Here is a 23,641-nt window from a genome sequence, read left to right as displayed (position 1 = left end):
CATCATTTTCTTATGCGCCACGTTGTCGGCGCGTTTTGGACGTAAGCAATGTCGTATACACCGATGAGCGATCTCGGCCAGCAAGGGCTGTTCGATATCACCCGGCTTTTATTACAGCAGCCCGATCTGGCCGCGCTGAGCGAAACTCTCACCCGCCTGGTGCAACAGTCTGCGCTCGCCGACGAGGCGGCCATCATCCTGTGGAACGCGGGTAACCACCGCGCGGCCAGGTACGCCTGCGATGAAGCCGGTCACCCGGTGAGCTACGAGGACGAAACCGTGCTCGCCCACGGTCCGGTGCGCCGCTTACTCTCCCGGCCGGATGCCCTGCATTGCGACCACGAGACCTTTGCCGACACCTGGCCGCAGCTTATCCGCAGCGGGCTTTATCGCCCGTTCGGGTACTACTCGCTGCTGCCGCTGGCGGCTGATGGGCGGATCTTCGGCGGCTGTGAATTTCTGCGCCGTGACAACCGGCCGTGGAGCGAGAAAGAGTTCCAGCGGCTGCATACCTTCACGCAGATCGTCGCCGTCGTCACCGAGCAAATTCAGAACCGGGTCAGCAATAACGTCGATTACGATCTGCTGTGCCACGAGCGCGACAACTTTCGCATCCTGGTGGCGATCACCAACGCGGTGCTCTCACGCCTGGATATCGACGAGCTGGTCAGCGAGGTGGCGAAAGAGATCCATCGCTACTTCCGGATCGACGCCATCAGCGTGGTGCTGCGCAGCGACCGCAAAGGGAAGCTCAACATCTATTCCACGCATTATCTTGACGCCAGCCATCCCGTCCACGACCAGAGCGAGGTGGATGAAGCTGGTACCCTCACCGAGCGCGTGTTCAAAAGCAAAGAGATGCTGCTGCTCAACCTGCACGAGCATGACACCCTCGCGCCGTATGAGAAAATGCTCTTCGAGATGTGGGGCAATAAGATCCAGACCCTGTGCCTGCTGCCGCTGATGTCCGGCAATACCCTGCTCGGGGTGCTGAAGCTGGCGCAGTGCGACGAACAGGTCTTCACCACCACCAATCTCAAGCTGCTGCGGCAGATCGCCGAGCGGGTATCGATCGCTATCGATAACGCCCTCGCCTACCGCGAAATTCAGCGCCTGAAAGAGCGGCTGGTGGATGAGAACCTCGCCCTCACCGAGCAGCTCAATAATGTCGAGAGCGAATTCGGCGAGATCATCGGCCGCAGCGAGGCGATGAACAATGTGCTCAAACAGGTCGAGATGGTGGCGCACAGCGACAGCACCGTGCTGATCCTCGGCGAAACCGGCACCGGTAAAGAGCTTATCGCCCGCGCCATCCACAACCTCAGCGGGCGTAACGGTCGACGGATGGTGAAGATGAACTGCGCCGCGATGCCCGCCGGGCTGCTGGAGAGCGATCTGTTCGGCCACGAACGCGGCGCGTTCACCGGGGCCAGCGCCCAGCGTATCGGCCGCTTCGAGCTGGCGGACAAAAGCTCCCTGTTCCTTGATGAAGTGGGCGATATGCCGCTGGAGTTGCAACCTAAACTGCTGCGCGTCCTCCAGGAGCAGGAGTTCGAACGTCTGGGGAGCAACAAGCTGATCCAGACCGACGTCCGGCTGATCGCCGCCACCAACCGCGATCTCAAGCAGATGGTTATCGACAGGGAATTCCGCAGCGATCTCTACTATCGGCTCAACGTGTTCCCCATCCACCTGCCGCCGCTGCGCGAACGTCCCGACGATATTCCGCTGCTGGTGAAGGCCTTTACCTTTAAAATCGCCCGCCGCATGGGGCGCAACATCGACAGCATTCCGGCGGAAACCCTGCGCACCCTGACGCGGATGGAGTGGCCGGGCAACGTGCGCGAGCTGGAAAACGTTATCGAACGGGCGGTGTTACTCACCCGCGGCAACGTACTGCAGCTCTCCCTGCCGGAGCGGGAGATCGTGGAAGTTCCTCGAACGCCGGCGGTCCTGCCTGAGGAAGGTGAGGATGAATATCAGCTGATCGTCCGGGTGCTGAAGGAGAGCAACGGCGTGGTGGCCGGGCCGAAAGGCGCCGCCCAGCGGCTGGGGCTCAAGCGCACCACGCTCCTGTCGCGCATGAAGCGGCTGGGTATTAATAAAGACGAACTGGTGTAACCTCGTGCGCTCCCCCTTTCCGCGCCGGTGAGAGGGAGCGCTGGCGCCGCGCGCTATTTATCGCTGGTAAAACCGTTGCTGGTCGCCAGTTCGGCAAACCACAGCGCATTGCGTTTTATCTGTCGCTCGCCGGTCTCCAGATCCAGTCGCCAGAAGCCGTAGCGTCGTTTGAAGGCATTGATCCACGACCAGTTGTCGATAAACGTCCACTGGTGTACGCCAAAGCAGTTCGCGCCGTCGGCAATGGCGCGGTGCAGCTGCACCAGATGCTCCTCCATCAGCTGGATGCGGAAATTATCGTCTATCACCCCGTCCGCCCCGGGCTCTCCCTCTGATTGTCGATCCATCGCGATGCCGATTTCCGCGAGATACCACTTAATGTTGCCGTAGTTATCGCGAATATTGGCGGCAATGTCATAGATCGCCTGCGGCAGGATCTCGTTGTTATCACGATAGGGATTAAAGCGGCCCTGCGGGTTCACCGCGTTTTCGAAATAGTATTCCGGGGTGAAATAATCGAGATCATATTCGCCCTCACGCGCTTTTACCCGCCGCGGCACGTAATAGTTCACCCCAAGAAAATCGATATCCGCGCTGAGGATCAACGCCACGTCGTCTTTGCTGGTCGTCGGCAGGCAGTCGTGGGCGGCGAGGATCTCGCACAGCGCTTTGGGGAATTCATGTTTTACCAGCGGGTCAAGGAAGCTGCGGTTAAAAAACAGGTCGGCATACCCGGCGGCTTTTTTATCCGCGTCGCTGTCAGTGAGGGTATAGCTCGGGGTCAGGTTGAGCACCACGCCGATCTTGCCCGCCAGCGCCAGTTCACGATAAGCCGTTACCGCTTTGGCGTGCGCCAGCATAATGTTAAACGCCACCTGCGCCGCCAGCCGGCCATCTTTCTTACACGGATAGTGGAAGTCGTACAGGTAGCCCCCCTCAACCGGCACAATCGGCTCGTTGAAGGTTATCCAGTATTTAACCTTATGGCCAAACAGGCTAAAGGCGGTGCGGGCAAAGCGGGCAAACAGCTCGGCCACGTGCGCCGATTCAAAGCCGCCGTACTGTTTCTGCAGCGCTTCCGGCATATCAAAGTGGTAGAGATTGATCATCGGCTCAATGCCGTTGGCGATCATCTCATCGAGATAGGCGTGATAAAAACGCACCGCGTCCGGGTCCGGCGCACCGGTTTCCAAATCAGCGATCAGTCGTGACCACTGTATCGAGGTGCGAAACGAGTTGAAGCCGGTCTGTTTCATTAGCGCCACGTCCTGCGGATACTGATGATAAGTATCACATACGGTTTGCGGCCCTACCTGCTGATAAAATCGCTCCGGTTGTTCGGCAAACCAGCTATCCCAGATGGAACGATGGCGCTTATTGGTGACCCCTTCCGTTTGCGGGCCGGACGCCGCCGCCCCCCACAGAAACCCTTGCGGAAACTGATATTGCTGCATAACCTCTCCTTCGAAAAAAGGCTGCGCCCGTCTGGCGCAGCCTGAACGTACTACTCTGCGACCACTTCGATCGATTTAATGAACATATAGCCCCAGTCGCCGGCGAAGCGGCCGAAGTCAATCTGATTAGTCCCCGCGTTAAGCGTCACCGGTATCCGCAACTGCTGGCCCTGCTCATCCGTCTGCGGGAAGGCCACGGCCTGCGGAGCGCCCCCGTTGACGACAAATGAGTTCTGCTTACCGCCCCATTTGCCGTTGAAGGTTACATTGAGCAGGAACTGACCGCTCCACGGCGCCTGCACCTGCCAGCTGATCTTATCCCCCTCGTTGGCAAATGGGCCGAGGAAGCCGTCCTCGCCAACTGTCAGCGCGTCTTTATCACTCTTCATCACCGTCAGCCGACCCTCAGCCACGCCATAAACTTCGCCGTAATAACGACAAAAATCCGCTGGCGCTTTCCCCGTCGCTTCGCCCACCGTCACGGTCACGGTTTTGCTGCTTTTCAGCAGCCCATCGTCCGCCGTGAACGTCAGCGCATAGGTACCTGGCGTCGTAAACCAGGCCCGGGTTTGAGCCCGATCGGCATGGCAGAAATGCACCTGGCCATCGCCGGCGTGCTGCCAGCCCACCTTAACCTCTCGCGACGGCAGGCCATCGTCCTGCCAGCTGGCTGTAAGCTCGACGCCCTGGTCCTGCGTGGTGGTTAGGGCCGGTTCCAGCGTGACAACCGGCGGCTGATTCTCCTCGCTATGCTGCACGCTAATCACATTGGAAGGGGCCGAACGACCGCTCTCGTTTTTCGCCGTCACCCGGTAGTAATACGTATGCCCGAGCTGAAGCTGACGATAATCGTCGCGGAACAGAACCATGGTTTCCGGATTCCATTCGTTAACGCCATCGGAGATATCCCGGCCCACCACCGTCCACGGCCCGGTCGGCGAGGCGGCGCGTTCGACATCGTAGCTGCGTCCCACCGCGGCTCCCATCCAGTTGATCGCGAAGGGCGAGGTGGTCTCGCGCAGCAAAGGCGCGTCCGGCTTCGGCAGCGGCGCCATCGTCTGCTGCCCGGCCATCTGCGCCGCGGCCGTGCGCACCAGATCGACCACCGCCTGCTCCTGGTTCGCTTCGCCTTCTTTGGCAAACCCCGGCAGGTGGTAACTGTAGTGCCCGGTCGACTCCTTATGCCAGTAGAAGCCGCCGTCGTGACGATGGCCACGGAAGCCCCAGATAAGCCCGCCGGCGGCTTGCGCCCCGTTGACGTCGCTGTGAACGATCGACTGCATAATGGCGTTCAGTTGATCCGCCGGCAGCAGGCCAAACTCGCCGACGAGATAGACTTTTTGCCCGCCGACGGCGCGCAGATCCTGCGTCACCTGCCCGGGATGGTTATTATCGGCATTGGTGTAATAGTGATTGCTGACGATATCCACATTGGGGTCGGTCAGCGCAAAGGAATTGATTTTCTTATAGGTACCATCTACCACCAGCTGATGAGGGGCCCATTTTTTAATCCACGCCGCGGTCTGATGCAGGAAATCGGCGTTGGTATCCTCCAGCTCGTTACCGGTTTCCCAGGCCATGATCGCCTTTTCATCATAATAGGCGCGGCCGGTGACAGTATTTGTCCGGGTGATAACCTGGCGGATCACATCCAGATAGGCTTTGAAGGTCTTGCTATCGGTCCGATAAAAGTCTTCCGCTTTTTCGTGGTAGAACGCCGCCAGCTGCTCACGCCCGCCCCACCACCACCAGTGGTCAATAAACGGCAGGATCAGTCGCAATCCCTGTTTATCCGCTTCGGCAATCATGTTGTCATACACCCGCATGGCTTTCTCATTCAGCCGCGGCATGCCGTCCGCCGTTTCCGGCGCCAGAATATGGGTCTCGCGCCCGCAGGCTTTATCAAATTCCTGCTGCACCGACAGCACGTAGACGCGCTGGGCTTTCGCCCCGGTTTGCACCATCGCCTGGATCCAGTTTTGTTGCTCCTGGGCCGTTGGCCATTTAAAGTATTGTCCCCAGCCGCGCGGGTCTGCTCTGCAGGGGCCGCGGGCGTCGTCTTCAATGCGGTGCAGCTCCGGCGCGTGGATCCCGGCGAAACGAAACACCTTGTCGCCGTCCTTGAGGGTGGCGCCGTCGCGAGTGATAAAGTGCGTAAAGTGCGAGCGCTCGGCGGCCAGCGCCCCGCCGGCCCCCAGCGCGGACAGCAGCCCCATCAGCAGCAGGTTTTTCATCGGCTTCATCGTTGTCTCTCCTTAGAACCAGACCTCGGCCTGTACGCCGAAGTTAACGGTGTCGGTAGAGCCACTGCGGGAATACCCGCCGGCGGTGATGGTATTGGTATCCCAGTTGTAGTTGCCGTCCAGCGCATCGGAGACACCTTTATCCCACTTCGCGTAGGTGACGAAGAAGCGCAGCTGCGGGCGTGCCCAGAAACCGGAGTCAAAGGTCAGGGTTGGCGCAACGGTAACTTTGGTCAGGCCGCCTTTGCCTTTGCCGTTTACCCCTTTGTAGTTTTTGTCATCCAGGTATTCGTAGCCCAGCTCGTACTGCATGGCAAAGTTGCGGGTGATCTGATGATAAGGGCGGATACCGGCGACCCACATCGAGCGTCCCCAGCCATGGTCATCTTCCGTCCACCAGCGGTAGTTTTTATCTTTCTGCCAGAAAGCGAAGGTCGAGATCTCCAGGTCGCCCATCGAGGCCACGCTATCCAGCACCACTCGCCAGGACTGAGTGTTTTCCAGATTGGCCCAGCCCCAGCCGTTTTTACCCAGTGAGTCACCCGCCGCCAGCCCTTTCCCGTACTGCAATGCAAGGCGGGAGTAGCCTCCGGTCAGACCATAGAAACCGTCAAAGTTATAAATACCGGTCACGCCATAGCCCTTCTCGGCGGAAGTCGGGTGGTTTTCGTTACGGTTCATGTGGTGGCCGATCAGCTCCAGATCGAAGCCTGTCCCCGCGATCTTTTTCAGCCACAGGTTGAGGGAATAGTCATCCGGGTAGCCCTGATCTCCCTTATCCACCGGGTAGGCTTTGGTTTCATCGGTGGGTGAAAAGGCGTACACCCCGGCGTCGAAGCGGGCGAAGCCGAGATCCATGTTGTCGAAGCCGCCGCCGGTGCCGTTGTACTGAATGTACTCCCAGTCGAACTGATGGCTGGAGGTGTTGGAGCTGCTGTAGCGCTTACCGGCCCAGAAGGTCATCTCCGGCGCAAAATCCAGATTGCTCAGCTCGGCGAACCCTTCGCGAAACTGTACGTCATGGCCATCGTCATCCTGACAGTTCCAGTCGGAGGTGCATTTCGACTGATGAGTGAGGTTGGCCTGCACTTTCGCCACCACGCCGCTGTCCGCCGTCAGCGTCACGGTGGGGATCAGTTCGATCTTGGTGTCTTCTTCGTTGCCCAGTCGCCACTTACCGTCCGGCATCAGGCCGACGGAGTCCGCGCGGTTGCCATCGGAGTTCGCCAGGATCCCGGAGCGGATATAGCCATGCAGCGCAAAATCATACTTCGGATCGGCGCAGGCCAGGCTGCTGGCCCCTGCCAGCGAGAGGAGAGCCAGAGGTATTGAATGTTTCAGCTTTATCATTATTTTTTTCCCACGTTATGTTTGTTAACACGAACCGATAACGGAGGGGAAATTTACGGATCAAAAATGGAAATGTACATCCGTTAATGGAAAGCGCTTTCCATAATTGCCTATCTGGTTCACAAAATTCGCTCCGCGACGAATATATTCGTGAGACTGATCACATAAAATAACAAGAATGCCGCCGGGAGCCGGCAGCAGAGCGGAAGGAGGAGCAGGTGAATGAGTGCCGCCGGGGGATAAGCCGCCGACGGCGAGGGGGTCAGCGTTCGGTTTCCGCGAGCTGGCGTTCGTACACTTTGAAGAAGGGGCGATAGAGCATCCAGGCGTTAAACATCGCGAACAGGCTCATGCACAAATTTTTCCAGCTACCGTTCGCCGACCATGCTGCCCCCAGCGGGGAAGGCATAGACCATGGCAGCATCGCCACCGCGCGGTCGAGGATACCCAGCTGAGTTAAATACCATGCGATACAGGCATTTATCAGCGGAACAAAGAGAAACGGCAGTAAAAAAACCGGGTTCATGATTACCGGAAAACCAAACAGTATTGGCTCGTTGATATTAAACAGCGACGGCAGCAGGCCAATTTTTGCCACGCTTTTCAGCTGCCGCGAGCGGCTGCGCATCGCCATCAGCACCAGCGGCAAAGTGGAGCCAATACCGCCGATCAGCAGGTAAAAATCCCAGAACCCCTGCAGATAAATATGCGGCAGCGTTGGCGAACCCGCCGCCAGCGCCTGCTGATTTTCAAACAGATAGGTCATCCAGAAGGGGTTCATGATCCCGGTGATGATCAGCGCGCCGTGGATACCGATAAACCAGAGTAAGTTACAGATAAATAAAGAGATCAGTACCGCCATCAGCGTGTCGGACGCCAGCACCAGCGGCCGCACCGCTTCGCTGATCAACTCCGGTACGATGCGTCCGGTGGTCTGCAGCAGTATGGCATTCATCACGCTTATCGACAGCATCACCACCAGCAGCGGGATCAGCAGTTGAAAGCCATTGCGGGTCATCAGCGGCACTTCATCAGGCAAGCGAATACACCAGCCTTTTTTGTAGAAAAAGCGAATTATCTCAATGGAATAGGTGCTGGATATCAGAGCGGTAAATATCCCCATACCGCCGAGATAAACATTGCTCACCGCAGTCTCGCGAAAGCCGATAAACAGCAGAAAAGCCAGACACCCGGTTAAACCGCAGAGCCGTTCCGGCAGACGGTACTGCTTGGCGAGACTGGCGCTGGCGCCGAAGGCGACAATCAGCGCCACCAGGCCAATGGTTAACTGAAAGGTCGGCAGCAGGATAGGCCGCAGTAGCAAATAGACCTGGCCGAAACGCGAGGCGCCGTCGATGGAAACGGGCGGAAACAAAATGGGCACCAACAGGCTGCCAACAATCACAAAGGGCATCGCCAGCGCAAAGCTATCGCGCATCGCCGTAATGTGGTTGTTGCGCGTCAGAACATTCGCCAGCGGCGCCAGCCGCTGCTCGATGATGTCCACGGCCACATTCATTAACTGAATGTTCATACTCCTACCTTTGCGAATGGTTGTCTCGCCGGGATGATCGCCCACAACACCGGAAAGTGAAAGCCTGCCATAGGTGATCATGGTCACAATTAATAAATCCACAAACGGAAAGCGCTTTCCGTAATGCATCCATTTTGACTATAGTCCGCTCATCCAACCTCATCAGGAGCGGTACTTATGAAAAAAATAATGTTGTGTTGTTCGGCAGGCATGTCCACCAGCCTGCTGATGAAAAAAATGATTGCCGAAGCCGAACAGCGGGGCCTGCCGGTAGAGATCAATGCCTATGGCGTAGCGGAGTTCGCCGAACAGGTTGGCCATTATCAGGTGGTGCTGCTGGGGCCGCAGGTGAAATACATGCAGCAGGATCTGCAAAAACAGGCGGATAAATACGGTATCCGCGTCGAACCCATCAATATGATGGACTACGGCATGCAAAAAGGCGCCGCGGTCCTTGATTTCGCCCTTTCCCTCATCGAAAACAAGAACTAAGGAAAGATCATGAGCTCTCTGTACGCTAAATTGATCGATGTGATCGAACGGCAGATCACGCCTATGGCCGGCGCGATCGGCCAGCAAAAATACGTGACCTCGATCCGCGACGGTTTTATCACCGCCCTGCCCTTTATGATCGTCGGCTCGTTTTTGCTGGTATTTATCTTTCCGCCGTTTTCTCCGGATACGACGTGGGGCTTTGCCCGCGCCTGGCTGCAATTTTCGCTCGATCATCGCGATGCGCTGATGCTGCCGTTCAACTTCAGCATGGGGGTGATGACCCTGTTCATTGCCGTCGGGATCGCCGCCAGCCTCGCCAAGCACCATCACCTGGACTCGCTGACCGCCGGGATGCTGTCGCTGATGTCGTTTCTGCTGGTGGCCGCGCCGCTGAAAGATGGCCAGATCTCTACGGCCTACTTCTCCGGCCAGGGGATCTTCACCGCCATTCTGGTGGCCATCTATTCCACCGAGCTGTACGCCTTCCTCAAGCGGCATAACATCACCATTCGCCTGCCGCCGGAAGTGCCTGCAGGGGTGGCGCGCTCGTTCGAGATCCTGATCCCGGTGCTGGCGATCATTCTGACGCTGCATCCGCTGAACCTGTTTATCGAGGCTCAGCTGGGGATGATCATTCCGGAAGCGATCATGTCGCTGGTCAAACCGCTGGTCGCGGCTTCCGATACACTGCCGGCCATTCTGTTGTCAGTGCTGGTCTGTCAGGTGCTGTGGTTCGCCGGGATCCACGGCGCGCTGATCGTCACCGGGATCATGAATCCCTTCTGGATGGCCAACCTGTCGGTCAATCAGGCGGCCATGGCGGCAGGCACCGCTATTCCGCACATCTATGTCCAGGGCTTCTGGGATCACTATCTGCTGATCGGCGGCGTCGGCTCCACCCTGCCGCTGGCGCTGATGCTGCTGCGCAGCAAGGCCGTGCATCTGCGGACGATTGGCCGGATGGGGGTCGTGCCGGGGGTATTCAATATTAACGAACCGATCCTCTTCGGCGCGCCGATCATCATGAACCCACTGTTTTTCCTGCCGTTCGTGCTGGTGCCGATGGTCAACGCGACCCTGGCGTACTTTGCGCTGAAGCTGGATCTCGTCAGCCGCGTAGTATCGATGACGCCGTGGACAACGCCGGCGCCCATCGGCGCCTCGTGGGCGGCGAACTGGAGCTTTAGCCCGGTGATCCTGTGCCTCATTTGTATGGCCACCGCCATGGTGATGTACCTGCCATTTCTCAAAGCTTACGAAAAACAGCTGCTGGCCCAGGAGCGTGAAAACGCCGTCGGCCAGGCTGACAACGCGGCGCAAACCGCTTAACGCTAACGATTCAGAGGATAATCATGGAATTAGAAGAACAGGTGATGGGGATCATCATCAACGCCGGCCAGTCACGTAGTCTGTGCTACGAAGCGCTGCACGCCGCTAAAGCGGGTGATTTCGCCACCGCCGACGCCAAAATGCAGGAAGCGGCGCACTATTCCCGCGAAGCTCACCTTGTACAGACCCAGCTTATCGAAGCTGACGAAGGCGAGGGAAAAACCAAAATGACGCTGGTAATGGTCCATGCTCAGGATCACCTGATGACCTCCATTCTGGCGAAAGAGCTGATTGCCGAACTGATTGCGATTTACCGCGCGCAACCGCTTCACGCCTAGCGCGTTCCCCGGCCAGGCGCGCTGGCCGGGTCTGATTCCCCGAGGTCACTATGTTACATCTTGGAATAGATATTGGCGGCACCAAAATGGAAGCCGTACTGCTGGACCCGGCAGGCGAATGCGTCCAGCGCCTGCGCCGGCCGACCCACAAAGAGAGCTATGACGCCTTTATGCGTCAGCTGCTGACCCTGATTGCCGATATTCGCGCGGTCAGCCCGCAGCCATTCACCCTGGGGATCGGCCTGCCCGGGGCTATCGATCCGCAAAGCGGGCGCATTAAAAACTGCAACTGCCTGGTGCTCAACGGTCACGATCTGCGCCGGGATATCATGCAGCAGCTTGGCCAGCCGGTGTGGATGGCAAACGATGCCGACTGCTTCACCCTTTCGGAGGCGGTGGATGGCGCCGGCGCCGGGGCCTCCACCGTCTTCGGGGTGATTATCGGTACCGGCTGCGGCGGCGGGATCGCCGTTCATCAACAACTGCTCAGCGGCCCCAACGCTATCGCCGGGGAGTGGGGGCATAATCCGCTGCCGGGCTATACTCCTGAGCGCGATGGTCCGCCGCAGCCCTGCTACTGCGGCAAAACGAACTGCATCGAAAGCTTTCTCTCCGGCACCGGCTTCGCCCGCCGCTATGGGGAACAAGCCCGTGCGGAAGCCATTGTCGCCGCGGCGCAAAACGGCGATCCGCGCGCGCTGGCCCACTGGCGACACTTTATCGATGCCTTTGCCCGTAGCCTGGCGTCGGTGATCAATATTCTCGACCCGCAGGTGATTGTGCTGGGCGGCGGTCTGTCCAACGTCAGCCAGATCTATCGCGATCTGCCTGCCGCCATCGTGCCGTGGATCTTCTCCGACACCTGCCGCACGCAGATCAAACCGGCCCGCTTCGGCGACGCCAGCGGCGTGCGCGGCGCGGCCTGGCTGCCCCGTCTGCCCGGCGCCGCGGACGGGCAGCGGTAGACACTTTTTTCAGCAGGTATGTTAAGCTAGGCGAAAATGTTCAGACAGAAAAAGCCATGCCAACGATTGATGATGTTTCAAGATTAGCGAATGTCTCAAGAGCGACGGTTTCCCGCGTGCTGACCGGCACCCGGGGCGTGCGCGAAGAGAGCCGGGAAGCTGTGCTGCGGGCCGTTGAAGAACTCAACTATCGCCCGAGCTTTGCCGCGCAAAACCTCGCCAGTCAGACATCCAGCCATGTTGGTCTGGTGATTTCCGCGCAGGACGAAAGCCACGGCGCGCGTCTGCTGCCGCTGCTCTCTCAGGCGCTGAAAGGGCTGAATAAAAGCCTGCTGGTCCAGTATGTCAGCGATCCGGTAGAGCAGGCGGCGGTGATCGACGATCTGCAGCGCCAGTGCGTGGCGGTGGTGGTGCTGGGCGCCGTTGCCGCCGACGCGCCGCGCAACGTTATCGCCTTTGACCGCTTCGGCGTCGCCGGGAGCAACAGCCAGGGCTACGACTTCGCCTTCGCCACCGAAAGCGCCTGCCGCTATGTGATTGGCAAGGGACACCGCAACATCGCCCTGCTGATGGACAGCGATAGCGACGATGCCAGCCGTCAGATGCTGGAAGGCTACCGCAACGTCCTGCAGAACTACTCCATTCCTTTTAACCGCCAGCTGGTGCTGACGGCCAACGATGACGTCGAGCAGGCGCTGCTGACCTTAATTAACAGCTTCAGTAAATACTCGGTCATTATCGTTAAACGCGACCGCTATGCGGCCGAGGCGATGCGCCTGCTGCGCGAATTCACCATCGCCGTCCCGCAGGAGGTCTCCCTGCTGAGCCTTGAGGATTCCCCCCTCGCCTCGCTGCTCTATCCGCCGCTGACCTGCATCTCCTGGCCACTGGAGGCGCTGCTGGAAAACTGTATTCAGCGTATTCGCAGCCTGATTGACGACCGGCCAACCTTCACCGCCGAGGGCCGCTCGCTGGCTGGCCGCCTGATCCCGCGCCAGTCGGTCGCCGATATCGCCTGATCTCCGCCCGGTTCGCGCCGGGCCAGCCTTATCTCCCCCTTTCTTGTCGCTTTCGTTTCCCGGCTCATTATTACCCACGCATGCAAATAAGAATTATTTTCATTTATAAATAGCTTGTGCTATATAACATAGCAATGGCTATAAATGCCGGGAAATTAACCACATCATTGCGAGGGATCCTATGCTGCACCTGACACCGCTGAAATCATTGCTGCTGGCCAGCGCGCTGGCTCTGCTGGCCGCGGCGCCGGCCACCGCGCAGGAGAAATTCAGGGTTATCACTACCTTCACGGTTATCGCCGATATGGCGCAGAACGTGGCCGGCGACGCCGCCGTCGTCAGCTCCATCACTAAACCGGGCGCGGAGATCCATGATTACCAGCCCACGCCAGGCGATATCAAACGCGCGCAGGGGGCACAGCTGATCCTCAGCAATGGGCTTAATCTCGAACGGTGGTTTGCCCGTTTTTATCAGCACTTACAGGGCGTTCCGGAGGTGGTAGTCAGCGAGGGGATCCAGCCGATGGGCATCAGCGCGGGCCCCTATAGTGGGAAGCCCAATCCCCATGCCTGGATGTCTGCAGATAACGCCCTGATCTATGTCGATAACATTCGCGATGCGCTGGTGAAGTACGATCCGCCTCAGGCCGACACCTATCGCCGTAACGCCGAGGCCTACAAAGAGAAGATCCGTCAAACGATGGCGCCGCTGCAGGCCAGACTGGCGCAGCTGCCGGCGGATAAGCGCTGGCTGGTCACCAGCGAGGGGGCCTTCTCCTATCTGGCCCGCGACTATGGTCTGCGCGAACTGTATCTGTGGCCGATCAATGCCGACCAGCAGGGCACCCCGCAACAGGTGCGCAAGGTTATCGACACCATGAAGAAAGAACGCATCCCGACCATCTTCAGCGAAAGCACCATCTCCGATAAACCGGCGCGTCAGGTGGCGCGCGAAGCCGGGGCCCACTACGGCGGCGTGTTGTATGTCGATTCGCTGAGCGCCGCCGACGGCCCGGTGCCGACCTGGCTCGACCTGCTGCGCGTCACCACCGAAACCATCGTCAACGGTATCCAGGACGGGATGAGGAAGCAGCCATGAATGCAGCGCAAGCGGGACTGTATGTCGACCAGCTCACCGTCACCTGGCGCAACGGCCACACTGCCCTGCGCGACGCCTCGTTCAGCGTACCGCGCGGCTCCATTGCCGCACTGGTGGGCGTTAACGGCTCGGGTAAATCCACACTGTTTAAAGCGCTGATGGGCTTTGTGCGCGTCGGCCACGGCGAGATCGCCATACTCGGCCAGCCGGTCAACCGCGCGCTGCGCCAGAACCTGGTCGCCTATGTCCCGCAGTCGGAAGAGGTGGACTGGTCCTTCCCGGTGCTGGTGGAGGATGTGGTGATGATGGGCCGCTACGGCCATATGGGCTGGCTGCGGCGGGCAAAGCCGCGCGATCGCGAGATTGTCGATGCCGCGCTGGCCCGCGTGGGCATGAGCGAGTTCCGCCATCGGCAGATTGGCGAGCTCTCCGGCGGGCAGAAAAAGCGCGTTTTCCTTGCCCGCGCTATCGCTCAGCAGGGTCAGGTGATCCTGCTGGATGAGCCTTTTACCGGCGTCGATGTGCAGACCGAAGCGCGGATCATCAGCCTGCTGCGCGAGCTCCGCGATGAGGGCTGTACCATGCTGGTCTCCACCCACAACCTCGGGTCAGTGAGCGAATTTTGTGATTACACGGTGATGGTGAAAGGCACCGTGCTGGCCAGCGGCCCGACAGAAACCACCTTCACCGCCGAGAATCTGGAGCGGGCTTTCAGCGGCGTGCTACGCCACGTCGCGCTGACCGGCGGGGAAGCGCAGGTTATCACCGATGACGAGCGGCCGTTTATCAGCCGGCGCGCGGCAGGAGGCCCACGATGAGCTGGCTGCTGGAGCCGTTTGGCTATCACTATATGCTCAATGCGATGTGGGTGTCGGCGCTGGTAGGCGGCGTCTGCGCGTTTCTCTCCTGCTACCTGATGCTGAAGGGCTGGTCGTTGATTGGCGACGCCCTCTCCCACTCGATTGTGCCCGGCGTCGCCGGGGCCTATATGCTCGGCCTGCCTTTCTCGCTCGGCGCGTTTCTCTCCGGCGGCCTGGCGGCGGGCAGCATGATGTTTTTGCAGCAACGCTCGCGGCTGAAAGAGGATGCCATTATCGGCCTGATCTTCTCCTCCTTCTTCGGGATCGGGCTGTTTATGGTGTCGCTGAATCCGACGTCGGTGAATATCCAGACCATTATTCTCGGCAATATTCTGGCCATCGCCCCGGAGGATATTATCCAGCTGGCGGCGATCGGCTTTATCTCGATGGCGATCCTGCTGCTGAAGTGGAAAGATCTGATGGTGACCTTCTTTGATGAAAACCATGCCCGCTCGATTGGCCTGAACACCCGCGGCCTGAAGCTGCTGTTCTTTACCCTGCTGGCCGCCTGCACCGTGGCGGCGCTGCAGACCGTCGGCGCCTTTCTGGTCATCTGCCTGGTGGTGACTCCCGGGGCCACCGCGTGGCTGTTAACCGACCGCTTTCCGCGCCTGCTGGCCATCGCCGTGGCTATCGGCAGTCTGACCAGTTTCTTCGGTGCCTGGCTCAGCTACTATCTCGACGGCGCCACCGGCGGCATTATCGTGGTCGCGCAAACGCTGTTGTTCCTCATCACCTTTATCTTCGCGCCGAAGCACGGCCTGCTGGCCAGCCGCCGCCGCGCCAGGGAGGCCGCATGCTGAACCTGTTCCTGGCCCCGTTCCAGTTTCCTTTTATGGTCAATGCGATAGCGGTATCGATCATCGTGGCCGTGCCCTGCGCGCTACTGTCGGTGTTTCTGGTGCTCAAAGGCTGGGCGCTGATGGGCGACGCCATGAGCCACGCGGTCTTTCCGGGCGTGGTGCTGGCCTACATTATCGGCATCCCCTTCGCCATCGGCGCGTTTATCGCCGGGCTGCTGTGCGCCGTGACGACCGGTTTTCTCGACGATAACAGCCGACTCAAGCGCGATACCATCATGGGGATTGTCTTCTCCGGCATGTTTGGCGCCGGGCTGGTGCTGTATGTAGCGATCCAGTCCGATGTTCATCTCGACCATATCCTGTTCGGCGACATGCTGGGGATATCCCTTCGCGATATTGGACAAACGGCGGCTATCGCGCTGGTGATTGCGCTGATTATCGGTCTCAAATGGCGCGATTTTTTGCTGCACGCCTTTGACCCGACGCAGGCCAAAGCCAGCGGCCTGCGCGGCGGACTATTGCACTACGGTCTGCTGTGCATGATCGCCCTGACCATCGTCGCGACGCTGCAGTCGGTGGGGATTATCCTGTCGATTTCGCTGCTGATTGCCCCCGGGGCGATCGCGCTCCTGCTGGTGCGGCGCTTTATCCACGCCCTGCTGCTGGCGGTAGCGGTGGCCATCGGCTGCTCGGCGGGAGGGGTGTGGCTGGCGTTTTATCTCGACAGCGCGCCGGCGCCGACTATCGTGGTGCTGTTTTCCGCGCTGTTTGTGGTCGCCTTTGTGGCAAGCACAATTCGGGATAGTCAGAAACAGAGGGCTTCAGCAACCATCCCCGGTGGCGGCTAATGCCTTACCGGGGCCGACTTGTCGCCCGGCTACGCGCCGCGCTGACCAGGGAAAGGCCGCTATTTTTTCGGTCGGTATTTTTCCGGTAGCGCCGGCACCGGGCGCCTGTCGTCCAGCAGATGGCGAATAGTGAGGATCGGGTGGCGCCAGAGCATTCGCGGCCCGGCCCAGCGCATAATCTGCTTCATCTCTTCGCGCTTCGCCGGCTGGTAGCAATGCACCGGACACTGCTTGCAGGCTGGTTTATTCTCGCCAAACACGCACTTATCAAGGCGCTTGTCGGCGTAGGCGTTCAGCGCCTGATAGTGCGCATTATCGGCCAGCGCCCCGGGACAGCGCCGCTGGTAGAGGGCAATCATCCGCTGAATCGTCATCTTTTCCCGTTCGATACGCTTCCCCATCTCCCCGCCTTTCGCCTGTTATTAAGATGCATATATTATACACCTTATTGTTCGTGCCCGACCAGCCTCACTGCTTGAGATGCTGGATCAACTGCAGGGCTGCCCCGGACAGAACCCCGAAATGGCTATAGGCATAGAAATCGCGGATAAAAACGCTGCCCTCGAGTTCGAACGGACGCAGCAGGCCCAGCGCTTCCTCGTGCCGGTAAACCGGGGCCGGCATCGACGTTAACAGATCGCTCTCGCACAGAAAGGCCTTAATGGCCGAGGAGGACGCGCACTCAATCACCGGCTGCGGACAGGGTAGCTGATGGGCACGAAAGATATCCTCAAGGATGTTCATCGGGGTACTTAACGGCGGCGGCATGATCCACGGATAGTCCAGCATCGCCTCGAGGGATAAGTTCGCCGCCTGATGTAGCGGGTGGTACTGCCTGGCGACGATGCAGATCCGGTCCTGCCAGTTAATTTTACCGCGCACCACGATTTTCTCATCATGCGGTAAGGGGCCGCAGAGGGCGATATCGATGTCGTGCATCAGCAGGAGTTTAAAGAGCTCGGAGTCAATGCGGTCGACGATCCGCAGATGGATCCGGGGATGTCGCTGATGGAAAGCTGCCAGCTTATCGATGAAATGGCTGGTCAGCAGGCTGGAAACACAGCCAATCCGCAGGATACCTTTCCCGGCGCCGCGGATGAGCGCAATCTCCTCGCGGGCCTTTTGTTCGGTATTCAGCATCGTCAGCGCATAGGGTAAAAAGGCGCTGCCATATTCGCTCAACGCCATACCGTGTTTGTGTCTTTCGAATAAGGTCGCGCTCAGGTCCGCTTCCAGGCTCAATAACAGCCGGCTCAGTCCCGACTGAGTGATCCCCATCTTCTCTGCGGCCAGGGTCATATTGCCTTCGTGAGCGACAGTAATAAACGCCTGAATCTGCTTAAATTTCATTGGCATGATATTTACTCATTGAATAAACGGTTTTTGCATTTCCCTTGCGGCCTGTTTTAGCGAATAAATGTCGCTATCAATACGCTCAAAAATAGCTACCGCGCATCAGGAAAAACGGATTTATTAACCTCATCACGCACGGCAAAAACGAATTGCGGACCCGAAGATAATTTATAACGAGAATATATCACCATGACACAGAACAATATTCTATTAATTTCAGGCGCTATATTACCGGTCATCATTACCGTCATCATCGGCTATATTAGCGGTAAACGAAAAGACTTTAACTGGCAGCAGGCAGGAGACATCAATAAAATTGTGATGCTCTATGCATTACCGCTAAGTATTTTCAGCAATATGGTGATGACGCCGCGACACATCGTCATGACCATGGGCCCGGTTGCGGTGGCCATTATCCTCGCGCTGATTCTGAGCTTCGTCATTCCCTTACTGGTCGCCCGCTATCTGTTCCGACGCGACCTCGCCCTCAGTACGCTGCAGGCGCTGGCCATCGGCTCGCCGGCGGTTCCTTTCATCGGCACCTCGGTGCTGGCCTTTTTATTTGGCACCGTCAGCGCGTCGCTGATCACCGTGTCCAGCATCACGCAAAACGTCTTCCAGCTGCCGCTGGTAATGATTCTGATGTCGGTCGCCACTGGCGATAAAAGCCAGCATATCTCCTTTGGCACACGGGTGATAAACGCCATTAAACAACCTGTGGTCTGGTCACCGGTGATCGCCCTGATCATCGTGCTGGCGGATATCCATATTCCGCAGACTATCTCGATGTCGCTGGGTCTGCTGGGTAAAGCCTCTGGCGGGCTGGCGCTGTTTGCCGCCGGGATCGTGCTCTATACACGCAGCATTGTTATCACCACCGCTACCATTATCACCGTTATCGCCCGCAATATTTTGGTGCCCGGCGCCTGCTATCTCCTGTTATTAAAAATGGGCTTCAGCATGGAGCAAATAAAGGAAGTCGTATTGACGATGGCTATCCCGGTAGGCTCCATCGCGATAATTATTGCCATGCAGTATAAAACCGGCGAGCAGGAAATGGCCTCGACGATGGCGCTGAGTATTATTGCCTCCATCATTACGATGGGCGGATTTATTTTCTTAACCTTTTAATTATCGCGATTACACCGCGTGAATACGGAGAGAATATGGCCTCTATCACATTATCGGCTGCTGAACTGTTACTGCATCGGCTACAGGCGCTGGACGTGGCATATATTTTTATTAACTCGGGCACCGATTATCCGCCAGTTATTGAAGCCTGGGCAAAGGCCCGGGCGACCGGGCAAAAGGTACCCGAGCTGGTGATCTGCCCGCATGAAAACGCCGCCATCGGCATGGCGCACGGCTACTACCTCGGCACTGGCAAGGTGCAGGCGGTAATGGTTCATACCAACGTCGGGTTAGCCAACGCCGCCTGCGGTGTCATCAATCTGGCGAACAGCAATATCCCGGTGCTGATTTTTGGTGGTCGCACGCCGATTAGCGAACATTCCCACTTCGGCTGCCGCAATACGCCGATTGGCTACGGCCAGGAGATGCGCGACCAGGCGGCGCTGATCCGTGAATCCGTGAAGTGGGATTTTGAACTGCGGCTGGCCGATCAGATCGGCGAGCATGTTGACCGGGCCTGGGCGATTGCCAGCTCCCTGCCGAAAGGGCCGGTCTACCTGAGCTTACCGCGCGAGCCATTGTGCGAGACCTTTGCCATTGATGAGGCCGCGCTGCAGGCCGGTCCTTCGCAGCAGCCGGTCCGCTATGCGCCAGTCCGGGAAGATATCGCCCGGGCCGCCGAGGCAATCGCCTGCGCCAGGCATCCCGTCATCTTCGCCCAGCGCGGCGCCCGAACGGCGGGTGGCTTTGCGCGACTTAATAGCCTGGTGCGCGAATGGGCGATCCCATTGGTGGAATACTGGGGTACCGAGGTGACCCTGAGCGCCGATAACCCACTGCTCGCCGGGGCTGATCCCAGCGCCTGGCTCGCCGACGCCGATGTGATTCTGGTGGTCGACTCGCAGGCGCCATGGATGCTCGCCGAGGGCGACTGTCGCCAGGACTGTACCGTGATCCAGATGGGCCCCGATCCGCTCTTCTCCCGCTACCCGGTACGTGGCTATCGCGCGGACATCAACCTGGCGGGCGAGACCGATGAAGTCTTCAGCCTGCTGGAAGAGGCGCTGCGCCCGCTGCAGGCCGCCCGCCAGCAACATGTGGCGGAGCGGGCGGCATATACGCAGCACCGCATCCAGCAACAGAAAAACCAGCGCGACGCGCTTCTCCGTGCCAGCCAGACCGGGGTCATTACCAAACCCTGGCTCAGCTACTGCCTCGGCCATCTGGCGAATCAACACCGCGGCCGGATCGTTTCTGAGCTGACCACGCTGCCGCAATTTGCCGGGCTGATCCATGCCGAGAGCTATTACCAGGAAGCGCTGGCCGGCGGCCTGGGCGAAGCCCTGCCTATCGCGCTGGGGCTGCAGCTTGCGCGCCGGGAAGAGCTGATTATTGCCGCCGTCGGCGACGGGTCGTACCTGTTCGCCAACCCTGCGGTCTGCCACCATATTGCGGAGGTAATGAAGCTCCCTGTCCTCGTCGTGGTCGGAAATAACGGCGGATGGGGCGCCGTCGCGGGCGGCACCAAAGCGCTCTACCCGGACGGCTACGCAGCCCGCGCGGAGACCATTCCGGCCACCGCCTTTACCACCTCGCCGGATTTCGCCGCGATCGCCGCCTCCAGCCGCGCGGCGGCCCTGTCGGTTTCCCGGGCCGAGGATCTCCCCGGCGTGCTGGAAGAAGCGGTCGCCCTCATACGCACCCGCCGACAAAGCGTGCTGGTTGACGTGCAGTTAGCCCGCTAACGGCTTCTCCTCCGGGCGCTTGTCGCCCGGAGGGGGTTGTCACCCTTTCTGCTCACCTTTATCCACATGGCCCAGCGGCTTCTCCGGGAAACAGACATCGCGCACCCGGCGTTTCAGCTCGGCCGCATCCGGAAAACCGCCATCCTGCTTGCGCTCCCAGATCTGCTGACCATCGACATCGATCGTGAAGATCCCGCCGGTCCCCGGCACCAGCGTCACCGAGGCGATGTCGGTGCTGAAGGTATGTAACAGCTCCTGCGCCATCCAGCTGGCGCGCAGCATCCAGTTGCACTGGGAACAGTAGGTGATGGTGATGGCCGCTTTTGAGTTCATCGTCGTCTCGCTAAGTCTGAAAGGGCAAATTGTAAACAAAGTGCAGTTTAAATGGAGAACACATGATTATTTTGTTGCAAACGATAATACCTATCATTACCATTCGCAATCAACAAATGGAGTAAGATCCCATCCGCAACGGAAAAGACGGAGCAACCTGCAACTCTGGAAGTAACGCGTGAGCCGATACTAATAACTATCAAGGCGTGGCGACTATGTACAAATCGACTCCGTCAGCAGCATGGTGTAAAAAACGCCTGCTGGTGACCTCTTTGCTTGCAGCAATTTATCAGACTTCTGCCATCGCAGCAGACACTTCCGCCGTTAGCGGCGAGGCGGTGGATGACACCTCGGAACAAATGACCGTTACCGCTCCCGCACCGGTGCAGAAAGCCGGTAGCGAACACAGCATCAGCGCCCGGGAGCTGGAGGATAAAGGCGCTAACGATTTTGGCTCTATCATGCGCTATGAGCCGCTCATCAGCGCCACCGGGGCCAGCGGCGGCTCCGGCAACGGCAAAAGCGGCTTCGACCGCGGAGGCTACACCGGCTACAACATCCGCGGCATGGAGAGCAACCGCGTCGGCATCGACGTGGACGGTATCGCCCAACCCAACGCCACCGGCCGCGGCTACGTCGGCCGCGCTGGCCTCAACACCTTCGGCATCGGCCGCGATTATATCGACCCGTATATGTATGGCAGTGTGGATATTCAGTCCGGCGCCACCTCGACGGAAACGGCCAACAGCGCTATCGGGGGAAATGTCTCCTTCCGCCCGAAATCGGCGGATGATTACCTGCGCCCGGGCAAGACCAGCGCCTTCGGCTACCGCAGCGGTTACGACTCTGCGGATCGCAGCTGGCACAACGGGGTGACCGTCGCCGGCGGCGATGAGTTCCTGCGCGGAATTTTGGTCTACAGCCGCCGTGACGGTCAGGAAACCGAAAACAACAGCGGCACCGTCGACGCCTACCCGGCGAACTGGCACTCCGATGCGTTTCTGGCCTCCGGGATCTGGCAACCTAACGATGAACACAAACTGACCAGCACCTTCGACTATTACCATAAAACCAACCACACCCACTACGATACCTGGGACTCCAGCGGCAACAGCACCATCGGCACCGCCAACCAGACCAGCCAGACCCGGCGCTGGGGCCTGAGCCTGAAGGATGACTGGACGCCGATGAACGACTACCTCGACAGCGTCTCCACGAAAATCTACTACCAGCATACCGAAGCCCATGACTGGACTTATATGCCGGACAGCGTCACCCGCAGAATGCAGACGGTGAACTCTAACTACGATACCGATACCTGGGGCCTGCAGACCGCGCTGGCGAAAACCCTGGGCCGCCACGATCTGAGCGCCGGCTTCAACGCCAGCACCAGCAAAACCCAGCGGCCGTTCAGCCAGTCGCCGATCCCCAGCGTTTACAGCGAGATCATGCAGCCGGAGGCAGACAGCCGCAGCTACACTCTCGGCGGCTTTGTCCAGGATAAGATCAACTTCGACCTTGATAGCCACAACTTCGCCATTATTCCCGGCGTGCGCGTGGTGCATCAATCGACTAAGCCGGAAAATCTGTCCGACCTTGCCGCCAACAGCAGCGTACTGACCGAATCGTCGGTGGCGAATCTGTACGGCAAAAACAGCGATACCCAGGTTCTGCCGTCGTTGACCTTCCAGTACGACCTCACCCCGCGCCTGATGACCTACCTGCAGTACCAGCGCGGCGCGCAGTTCCCCAACGCCAGCCAGCTGTATGGCTCCTGGAACCTCGGCTCCAGCTACGCCGGTAGCCAGCAATATGCCCTGATCGGCAATACCGATCTGAAGACGGAAACCAGCGATAATCTCGAGTGGGGGCTGAAAGGGGAAGTCACCGAAGGCATCACCGTGCGCACGGCGCTGTTCTACAACAGCTATAAGAACTTTATCGCCTATACGCGCTATACCCGCGCCAATAATCCGGGCCAGTTCACGAATGTGCCGTCGAACATCTACACCATTTATCAGGCGGAAAACCGCGATAAAGCCTATATCTACGGCGGAGAGATCAGCACCAAATTTAACTTTGGCACCTGGTTTGAGCAGGTGAACGGCCTGAGCACCACCCTCGCCCTCGGCTATAGCGAAGGGAAATCGAAATCCAGCTACAGCGGCGATAAATACGTCGACCTCGACAGCGTGGCGCCGATGAAAGCCATCGTCGGCGTGGCGTGGGACGATCCGGCGAAACGCTACGGCACCGCCCTGACGGCGACCTTTGTCAAAGGGAAACAGGCGACCGCCACCAACCGCGAAAGCTACAGCAACAGCGGATCCGCCATCACCGATGCCAGCAGCGACTATATGCGCGTGCCGGGCTACGGCATGCTGGACTGGACCGCGTACTGGCAGGTGGCGAAAAACGTGCGCCTCAATGGCGGGGTCTACAACCTCACCGATCGTAAATACTGGGATTACCTGAGCAGCCGCAATATCGAGACCGGCACCAACCAGGACGCCAACGATAAAGCGCTGGCGGTGATGCCGGGGCGCACCTGGCAGCTGGGCGTCAACGTCGACTTCTGATTGCCCGAATAATAACGCACCTGCCCCCGGCCCGCCGGCCGG

At 59.0% G+C, this 23,641-nt stretch carries 20 protein-coding genes; 13 read left to right on the top strand and 7 right to left on the bottom strand.

Annotation, left to right across the window (positions count from 1 at the left end):
• Positions 1–48 precede the first annotated feature (48 nt).
• A complete protein-coding gene (gene flhA, locus HMPREF3142_RS15165) occupies positions 49–2,121 on the top strand; it encodes a formate hydrogenlyase transcriptional activator FlhA (RefSeq protein WP_008806189.1) in 2,073 nt (690 codons plus the stop codon).
• 53 nt (positions 2,122–2,174) lie between these two features.
• Here flhA and HMPREF3142_RS15160 read toward each other — a convergent pair whose 3' ends face one another.
• The 4 genes from HMPREF3142_RS15160 to HMPREF3142_RS15145 all read right to left on the bottom strand — a co-directional run bounded on the left by HMPREF3142_RS15160 (position 2,175) and on the right by HMPREF3142_RS15145 (position 8,702).
• Entirely contained in the window at positions 2,175–3,575 is a 1,401-nt protein-coding gene (locus HMPREF3142_RS15160; RefSeq protein WP_070612190.1) for a glycoside hydrolase family 1 protein, read from the bottom strand.
• Positions 3,576–3,625: 50 nt separating this feature from the next.
• Complete coding sequence (locus HMPREF3142_RS15155; RefSeq protein ID WP_070612189.1) at positions 3,626–5,818, bottom strand: CBM35 domain-containing protein; 2,193 nt, start codon at positions 5,816–5,818, stop codon at positions 3,626–3,628.
• Positions 5,819–5,830: 12 nt separating this feature from the next.
• Positions 5,831–7,168: a maltoporin gene (locus HMPREF3142_RS15150; RefSeq protein WP_008806192.1), complete on the bottom strand. Its 1,338-nt coding sequence runs from the start codon at positions 7,166–7,168 to the stop codon at positions 5,831–5,833.
• Between the two features lie 262 nt (positions 7,169–7,430).
• A complete protein-coding gene (locus HMPREF3142_RS15145; protein ID WP_004151052.1) occupies positions 7,431–8,702 on the bottom strand; it encodes a PTS sugar transporter subunit IIC in 1,272 nt (423 codons plus the stop codon).
• Positions 8,703–8,879: 177 nt separating this feature from the next.
• Here HMPREF3142_RS15145 and HMPREF3142_RS15140 point away from each other — a divergent pair, with 177 nt between their 5' ends.
• From HMPREF3142_RS15140 to HMPREF3142_RS15100, 9 genes are all read left to right on the top strand, one after another.
• On the top strand, positions 8,880–9,194 hold the full coding sequence (locus HMPREF3142_RS15140) for a PTS sugar transporter subunit IIB (RefSeq protein WP_002914979.1): 315 nt from the start codon (positions 8,880–8,882) through the stop codon (positions 9,192–9,194).
• A 9-nt stretch (positions 9,195–9,203) separates the two neighbouring features.
• Positions 9,204–10,526, top strand: coding sequence for a PTS cellobiose transporter subunit IIC (locus HMPREF3142_RS15135; protein ID WP_002914981.1), 1,323 nt, complete (start codon positions 9,204–9,206; stop codon positions 10,524–10,526).
• Positions 10,527–10,549: 23 nt separating this feature from the next.
• Positions 10,550–10,864, top strand: coding sequence for a PTS lactose/cellobiose transporter subunit IIA (locus HMPREF3142_RS15130; protein WP_002914983.1), 315 nt, complete (start codon positions 10,550–10,552; stop codon positions 10,862–10,864).
• A 50-nt stretch (positions 10,865–10,914) separates the two neighbouring features.
• A complete protein-coding gene (locus HMPREF3142_RS15125; protein ID WP_012540756.1) occupies positions 10,915–11,829 on the top strand; it encodes an ROK family protein in 915 nt (304 codons plus the stop codon).
• A 56-nt stretch (positions 11,830–11,885) separates the two neighbouring features.
• Positions 11,886–12,848 carry a LacI family DNA-binding transcriptional regulator gene (locus HMPREF3142_RS15120; protein WP_070612188.1) on the top strand — a complete coding sequence of 321 codons (963 nt, stop codon included), beginning with the start codon at positions 11,886–11,888 and terminating at the stop codon, positions 12,846–12,848.
• A 181-nt stretch (positions 12,849–13,029) separates the two neighbouring features.
• Entirely contained in the window at positions 13,030–13,947 is a 918-nt protein-coding gene (locus tag HMPREF3142_RS15115) for a metal ABC transporter substrate-binding protein (RefSeq protein ID WP_070612187.1), read from the top strand.
• Entirely contained in the window at positions 13,944–14,765 is an 822-nt protein-coding gene (locus HMPREF3142_RS15110) for a manganese/iron ABC transporter ATP-binding protein (protein ID WP_004181057.1), read from the top strand. Before HMPREF3142_RS15115 ends, HMPREF3142_RS15110 begins: the two co-directional genes overlap by 4 nt.
• Entirely contained in the window at positions 14,762–15,610 is an 849-nt protein-coding gene (gene sitC, locus HMPREF3142_RS15105; protein ID WP_022065493.1) for an iron/manganese ABC transporter permease subunit SitC, read from the top strand. Before HMPREF3142_RS15110 ends, sitC begins: the two co-directional genes overlap by 4 nt.
• A complete protein-coding gene (locus tag HMPREF3142_RS15100; protein WP_012540752.1) occupies positions 15,604–16,458 on the top strand; it encodes a metal ABC transporter permease in 855 nt (284 codons plus the stop codon). The genes sitC and HMPREF3142_RS15100 overlap by 7 nt, the downstream gene beginning before the upstream one ends.
• A gap of 59 nt (positions 16,459–16,517) precedes the next feature.
• On the opposite strand, the gene HMPREF3142_RS15095 is transcribed toward HMPREF3142_RS15100, so the two are convergent.
• Positions 16,518–16,859, bottom strand: a complete 342-nt coding sequence (locus HMPREF3142_RS15095) for a nitrous oxide-stimulated promoter family protein (RefSeq protein ID WP_008806199.1) — start codon at positions 16,857–16,859, stop codon at positions 16,518–16,520.
• A gap of 67 nt (positions 16,860–16,926) precedes the next feature.
• A complete protein-coding gene (locus HMPREF3142_RS15090) occupies positions 16,927–17,814 on the bottom strand; it encodes a LysR family transcriptional regulator (protein WP_016161709.1) in 888 nt (295 codons plus the stop codon).
• Between the two features lie 186 nt (positions 17,815–18,000).
• On the opposite strand from HMPREF3142_RS15090, the gene HMPREF3142_RS15085 reads away from it, so the two are divergent.
• Positions 18,001–18,942: an AEC family transporter gene (locus HMPREF3142_RS15085; protein ID WP_008806201.1), complete on the top strand. Its 942-nt coding sequence runs from the start codon at positions 18,001–18,003 to the stop codon at positions 18,940–18,942.
• Positions 18,943–18,977: 35 nt separating this feature from the next.
• Positions 18,978–20,687 (top strand): thiamine pyrophosphate-requiring protein, encoded by a 1,710-nt coding sequence (locus HMPREF3142_RS15080; protein WP_064171190.1) that lies wholly within the window; start codon positions 18,978–18,980, stop codon positions 20,685–20,687.
• A 39-nt stretch (positions 20,688–20,726) separates the two neighbouring features.
• Here HMPREF3142_RS15080 and HMPREF3142_RS15075 read toward each other — a convergent pair whose 3' ends face one another.
• Entirely contained in the window at positions 20,727–21,020 is a 294-nt protein-coding gene (locus HMPREF3142_RS15075; RefSeq protein ID WP_016161711.1) for an Rdx family protein, read from the bottom strand.
• Positions 21,021–21,235: 215 nt separating this feature from the next.
• Here HMPREF3142_RS15075 and HMPREF3142_RS15070 point away from each other — a divergent pair, with 215 nt between their 5' ends.
• Positions 21,236–23,599, top strand: a complete 2,364-nt coding sequence (locus HMPREF3142_RS15070) for a TonB-dependent receptor domain-containing protein (RefSeq protein WP_060619910.1) — start codon at positions 21,236–21,238, stop codon at positions 23,597–23,599.
• Positions 23,600–23,641 lie beyond the last annotated feature (42 nt).

The sequence above is a fragment of the Klebsiella sp. HMSC16C06 genome (assembly GCF_001808325.1).
Lineage (GTDB): Bacteria > Pseudomonadota > Gammaproteobacteria > Enterobacterales > Enterobacteriaceae > Klebsiella > Klebsiella variicola.
Note: the sequence above shows the minus strand (reverse complement) of the source record. Positions and strands in the feature narration are given on the sequence as shown.

Coding starts and splice junctions, on each gene's coding strand:
- flhA (WP_008806189.1), top strand. CDS start 49: ATGTCGTATACACCGATGAGCGATCTCGGCCAGCAAGGGCTGTTCGAT.
- HMPREF3142_RS15160 (WP_070612190.1), bottom strand. CDS start 3,575: ATGCAGCAATATCAGTTTCCGCAAGGGTTTCTGTGGGGGGCGGCGGCG.
- HMPREF3142_RS15155 (WP_070612189.1), bottom strand. CDS start 5,818: ATGAAGCCGATGAAAAACCTGCTGCTGATGGGGCTGCTGTCCGCGCTG.
- HMPREF3142_RS15150 (WP_008806192.1), bottom strand. CDS start 7,168: ATGATAAAGCTGAAACATTCAATACCTCTGGCTCTCCTCTCGCTGGCA.
- HMPREF3142_RS15145 (WP_004151052.1), bottom strand. CDS start 8,702: ATGAACATTCAGTTAATGAATGTGGCCGTGGACATCATCGAGCAGCGG.
- HMPREF3142_RS15140 (WP_002914979.1), top strand. CDS start 8,880: ATGAAAAAAATAATGTTGTGTTGTTCGGCAGGCATGTCCACCAGCCTG.
- HMPREF3142_RS15135 (WP_002914981.1), top strand. CDS start 9,204: ATGAGCTCTCTGTACGCTAAATTGATCGATGTGATCGAACGGCAGATC.
- HMPREF3142_RS15130 (WP_002914983.1), top strand. CDS start 10,550: ATGGAATTAGAAGAACAGGTGATGGGGATCATCATCAACGCCGGCCAG.
- HMPREF3142_RS15125 (WP_012540756.1), top strand. CDS start 10,915: ATGTTACATCTTGGAATAGATATTGGCGGCACCAAAATGGAAGCCGTA.
- HMPREF3142_RS15120 (WP_070612188.1), top strand. CDS start 11,886: ATGCCAACGATTGATGATGTTTCAAGATTAGCGAATGTCTCAAGAGCG.
- HMPREF3142_RS15115 (WP_070612187.1), top strand. CDS start 13,030: ATGCTGCACCTGACACCGCTGAAATCATTGCTGCTGGCCAGCGCGCTG.
- HMPREF3142_RS15110 (WP_004181057.1), top strand. CDS start 13,944: ATGAATGCAGCGCAAGCGGGACTGTATGTCGACCAGCTCACCGTCACC.
- sitC (WP_022065493.1), top strand. CDS start 14,762: ATGAGCTGGCTGCTGGAGCCGTTTGGCTATCACTATATGCTCAATGCG.
- HMPREF3142_RS15100 (WP_012540752.1), top strand. CDS start 15,604: ATGCTGAACCTGTTCCTGGCCCCGTTCCAGTTTCCTTTTATGGTCAAT.
- HMPREF3142_RS15095 (WP_008806199.1), bottom strand. CDS start 16,859: ATGGGGAAGCGTATCGAACGGGAAAAGATGACGATTCAGCGGATGATT.
- HMPREF3142_RS15090 (WP_016161709.1), bottom strand. CDS start 17,814: ATGCCAATGAAATTTAAGCAGATTCAGGCGTTTATTACTGTCGCTCAC.
- HMPREF3142_RS15085 (WP_008806201.1), top strand. CDS start 18,001: ATGACACAGAACAATATTCTATTAATTTCAGGCGCTATATTACCGGTC.
- HMPREF3142_RS15080 (WP_064171190.1), top strand. CDS start 18,978: ATGGCCTCTATCACATTATCGGCTGCTGAACTGTTACTGCATCGGCTA.
- HMPREF3142_RS15075 (WP_016161711.1), bottom strand. CDS start 21,020: ATGAACTCAAAAGCGGCCATCACCATCACCTACTGTTCCCAGTGCAAC.
- HMPREF3142_RS15070 (WP_060619910.1), top strand. CDS start 21,236: ATGTACAAATCGACTCCGTCAGCAGCATGGTGTAAAAAACGCCTGCTG.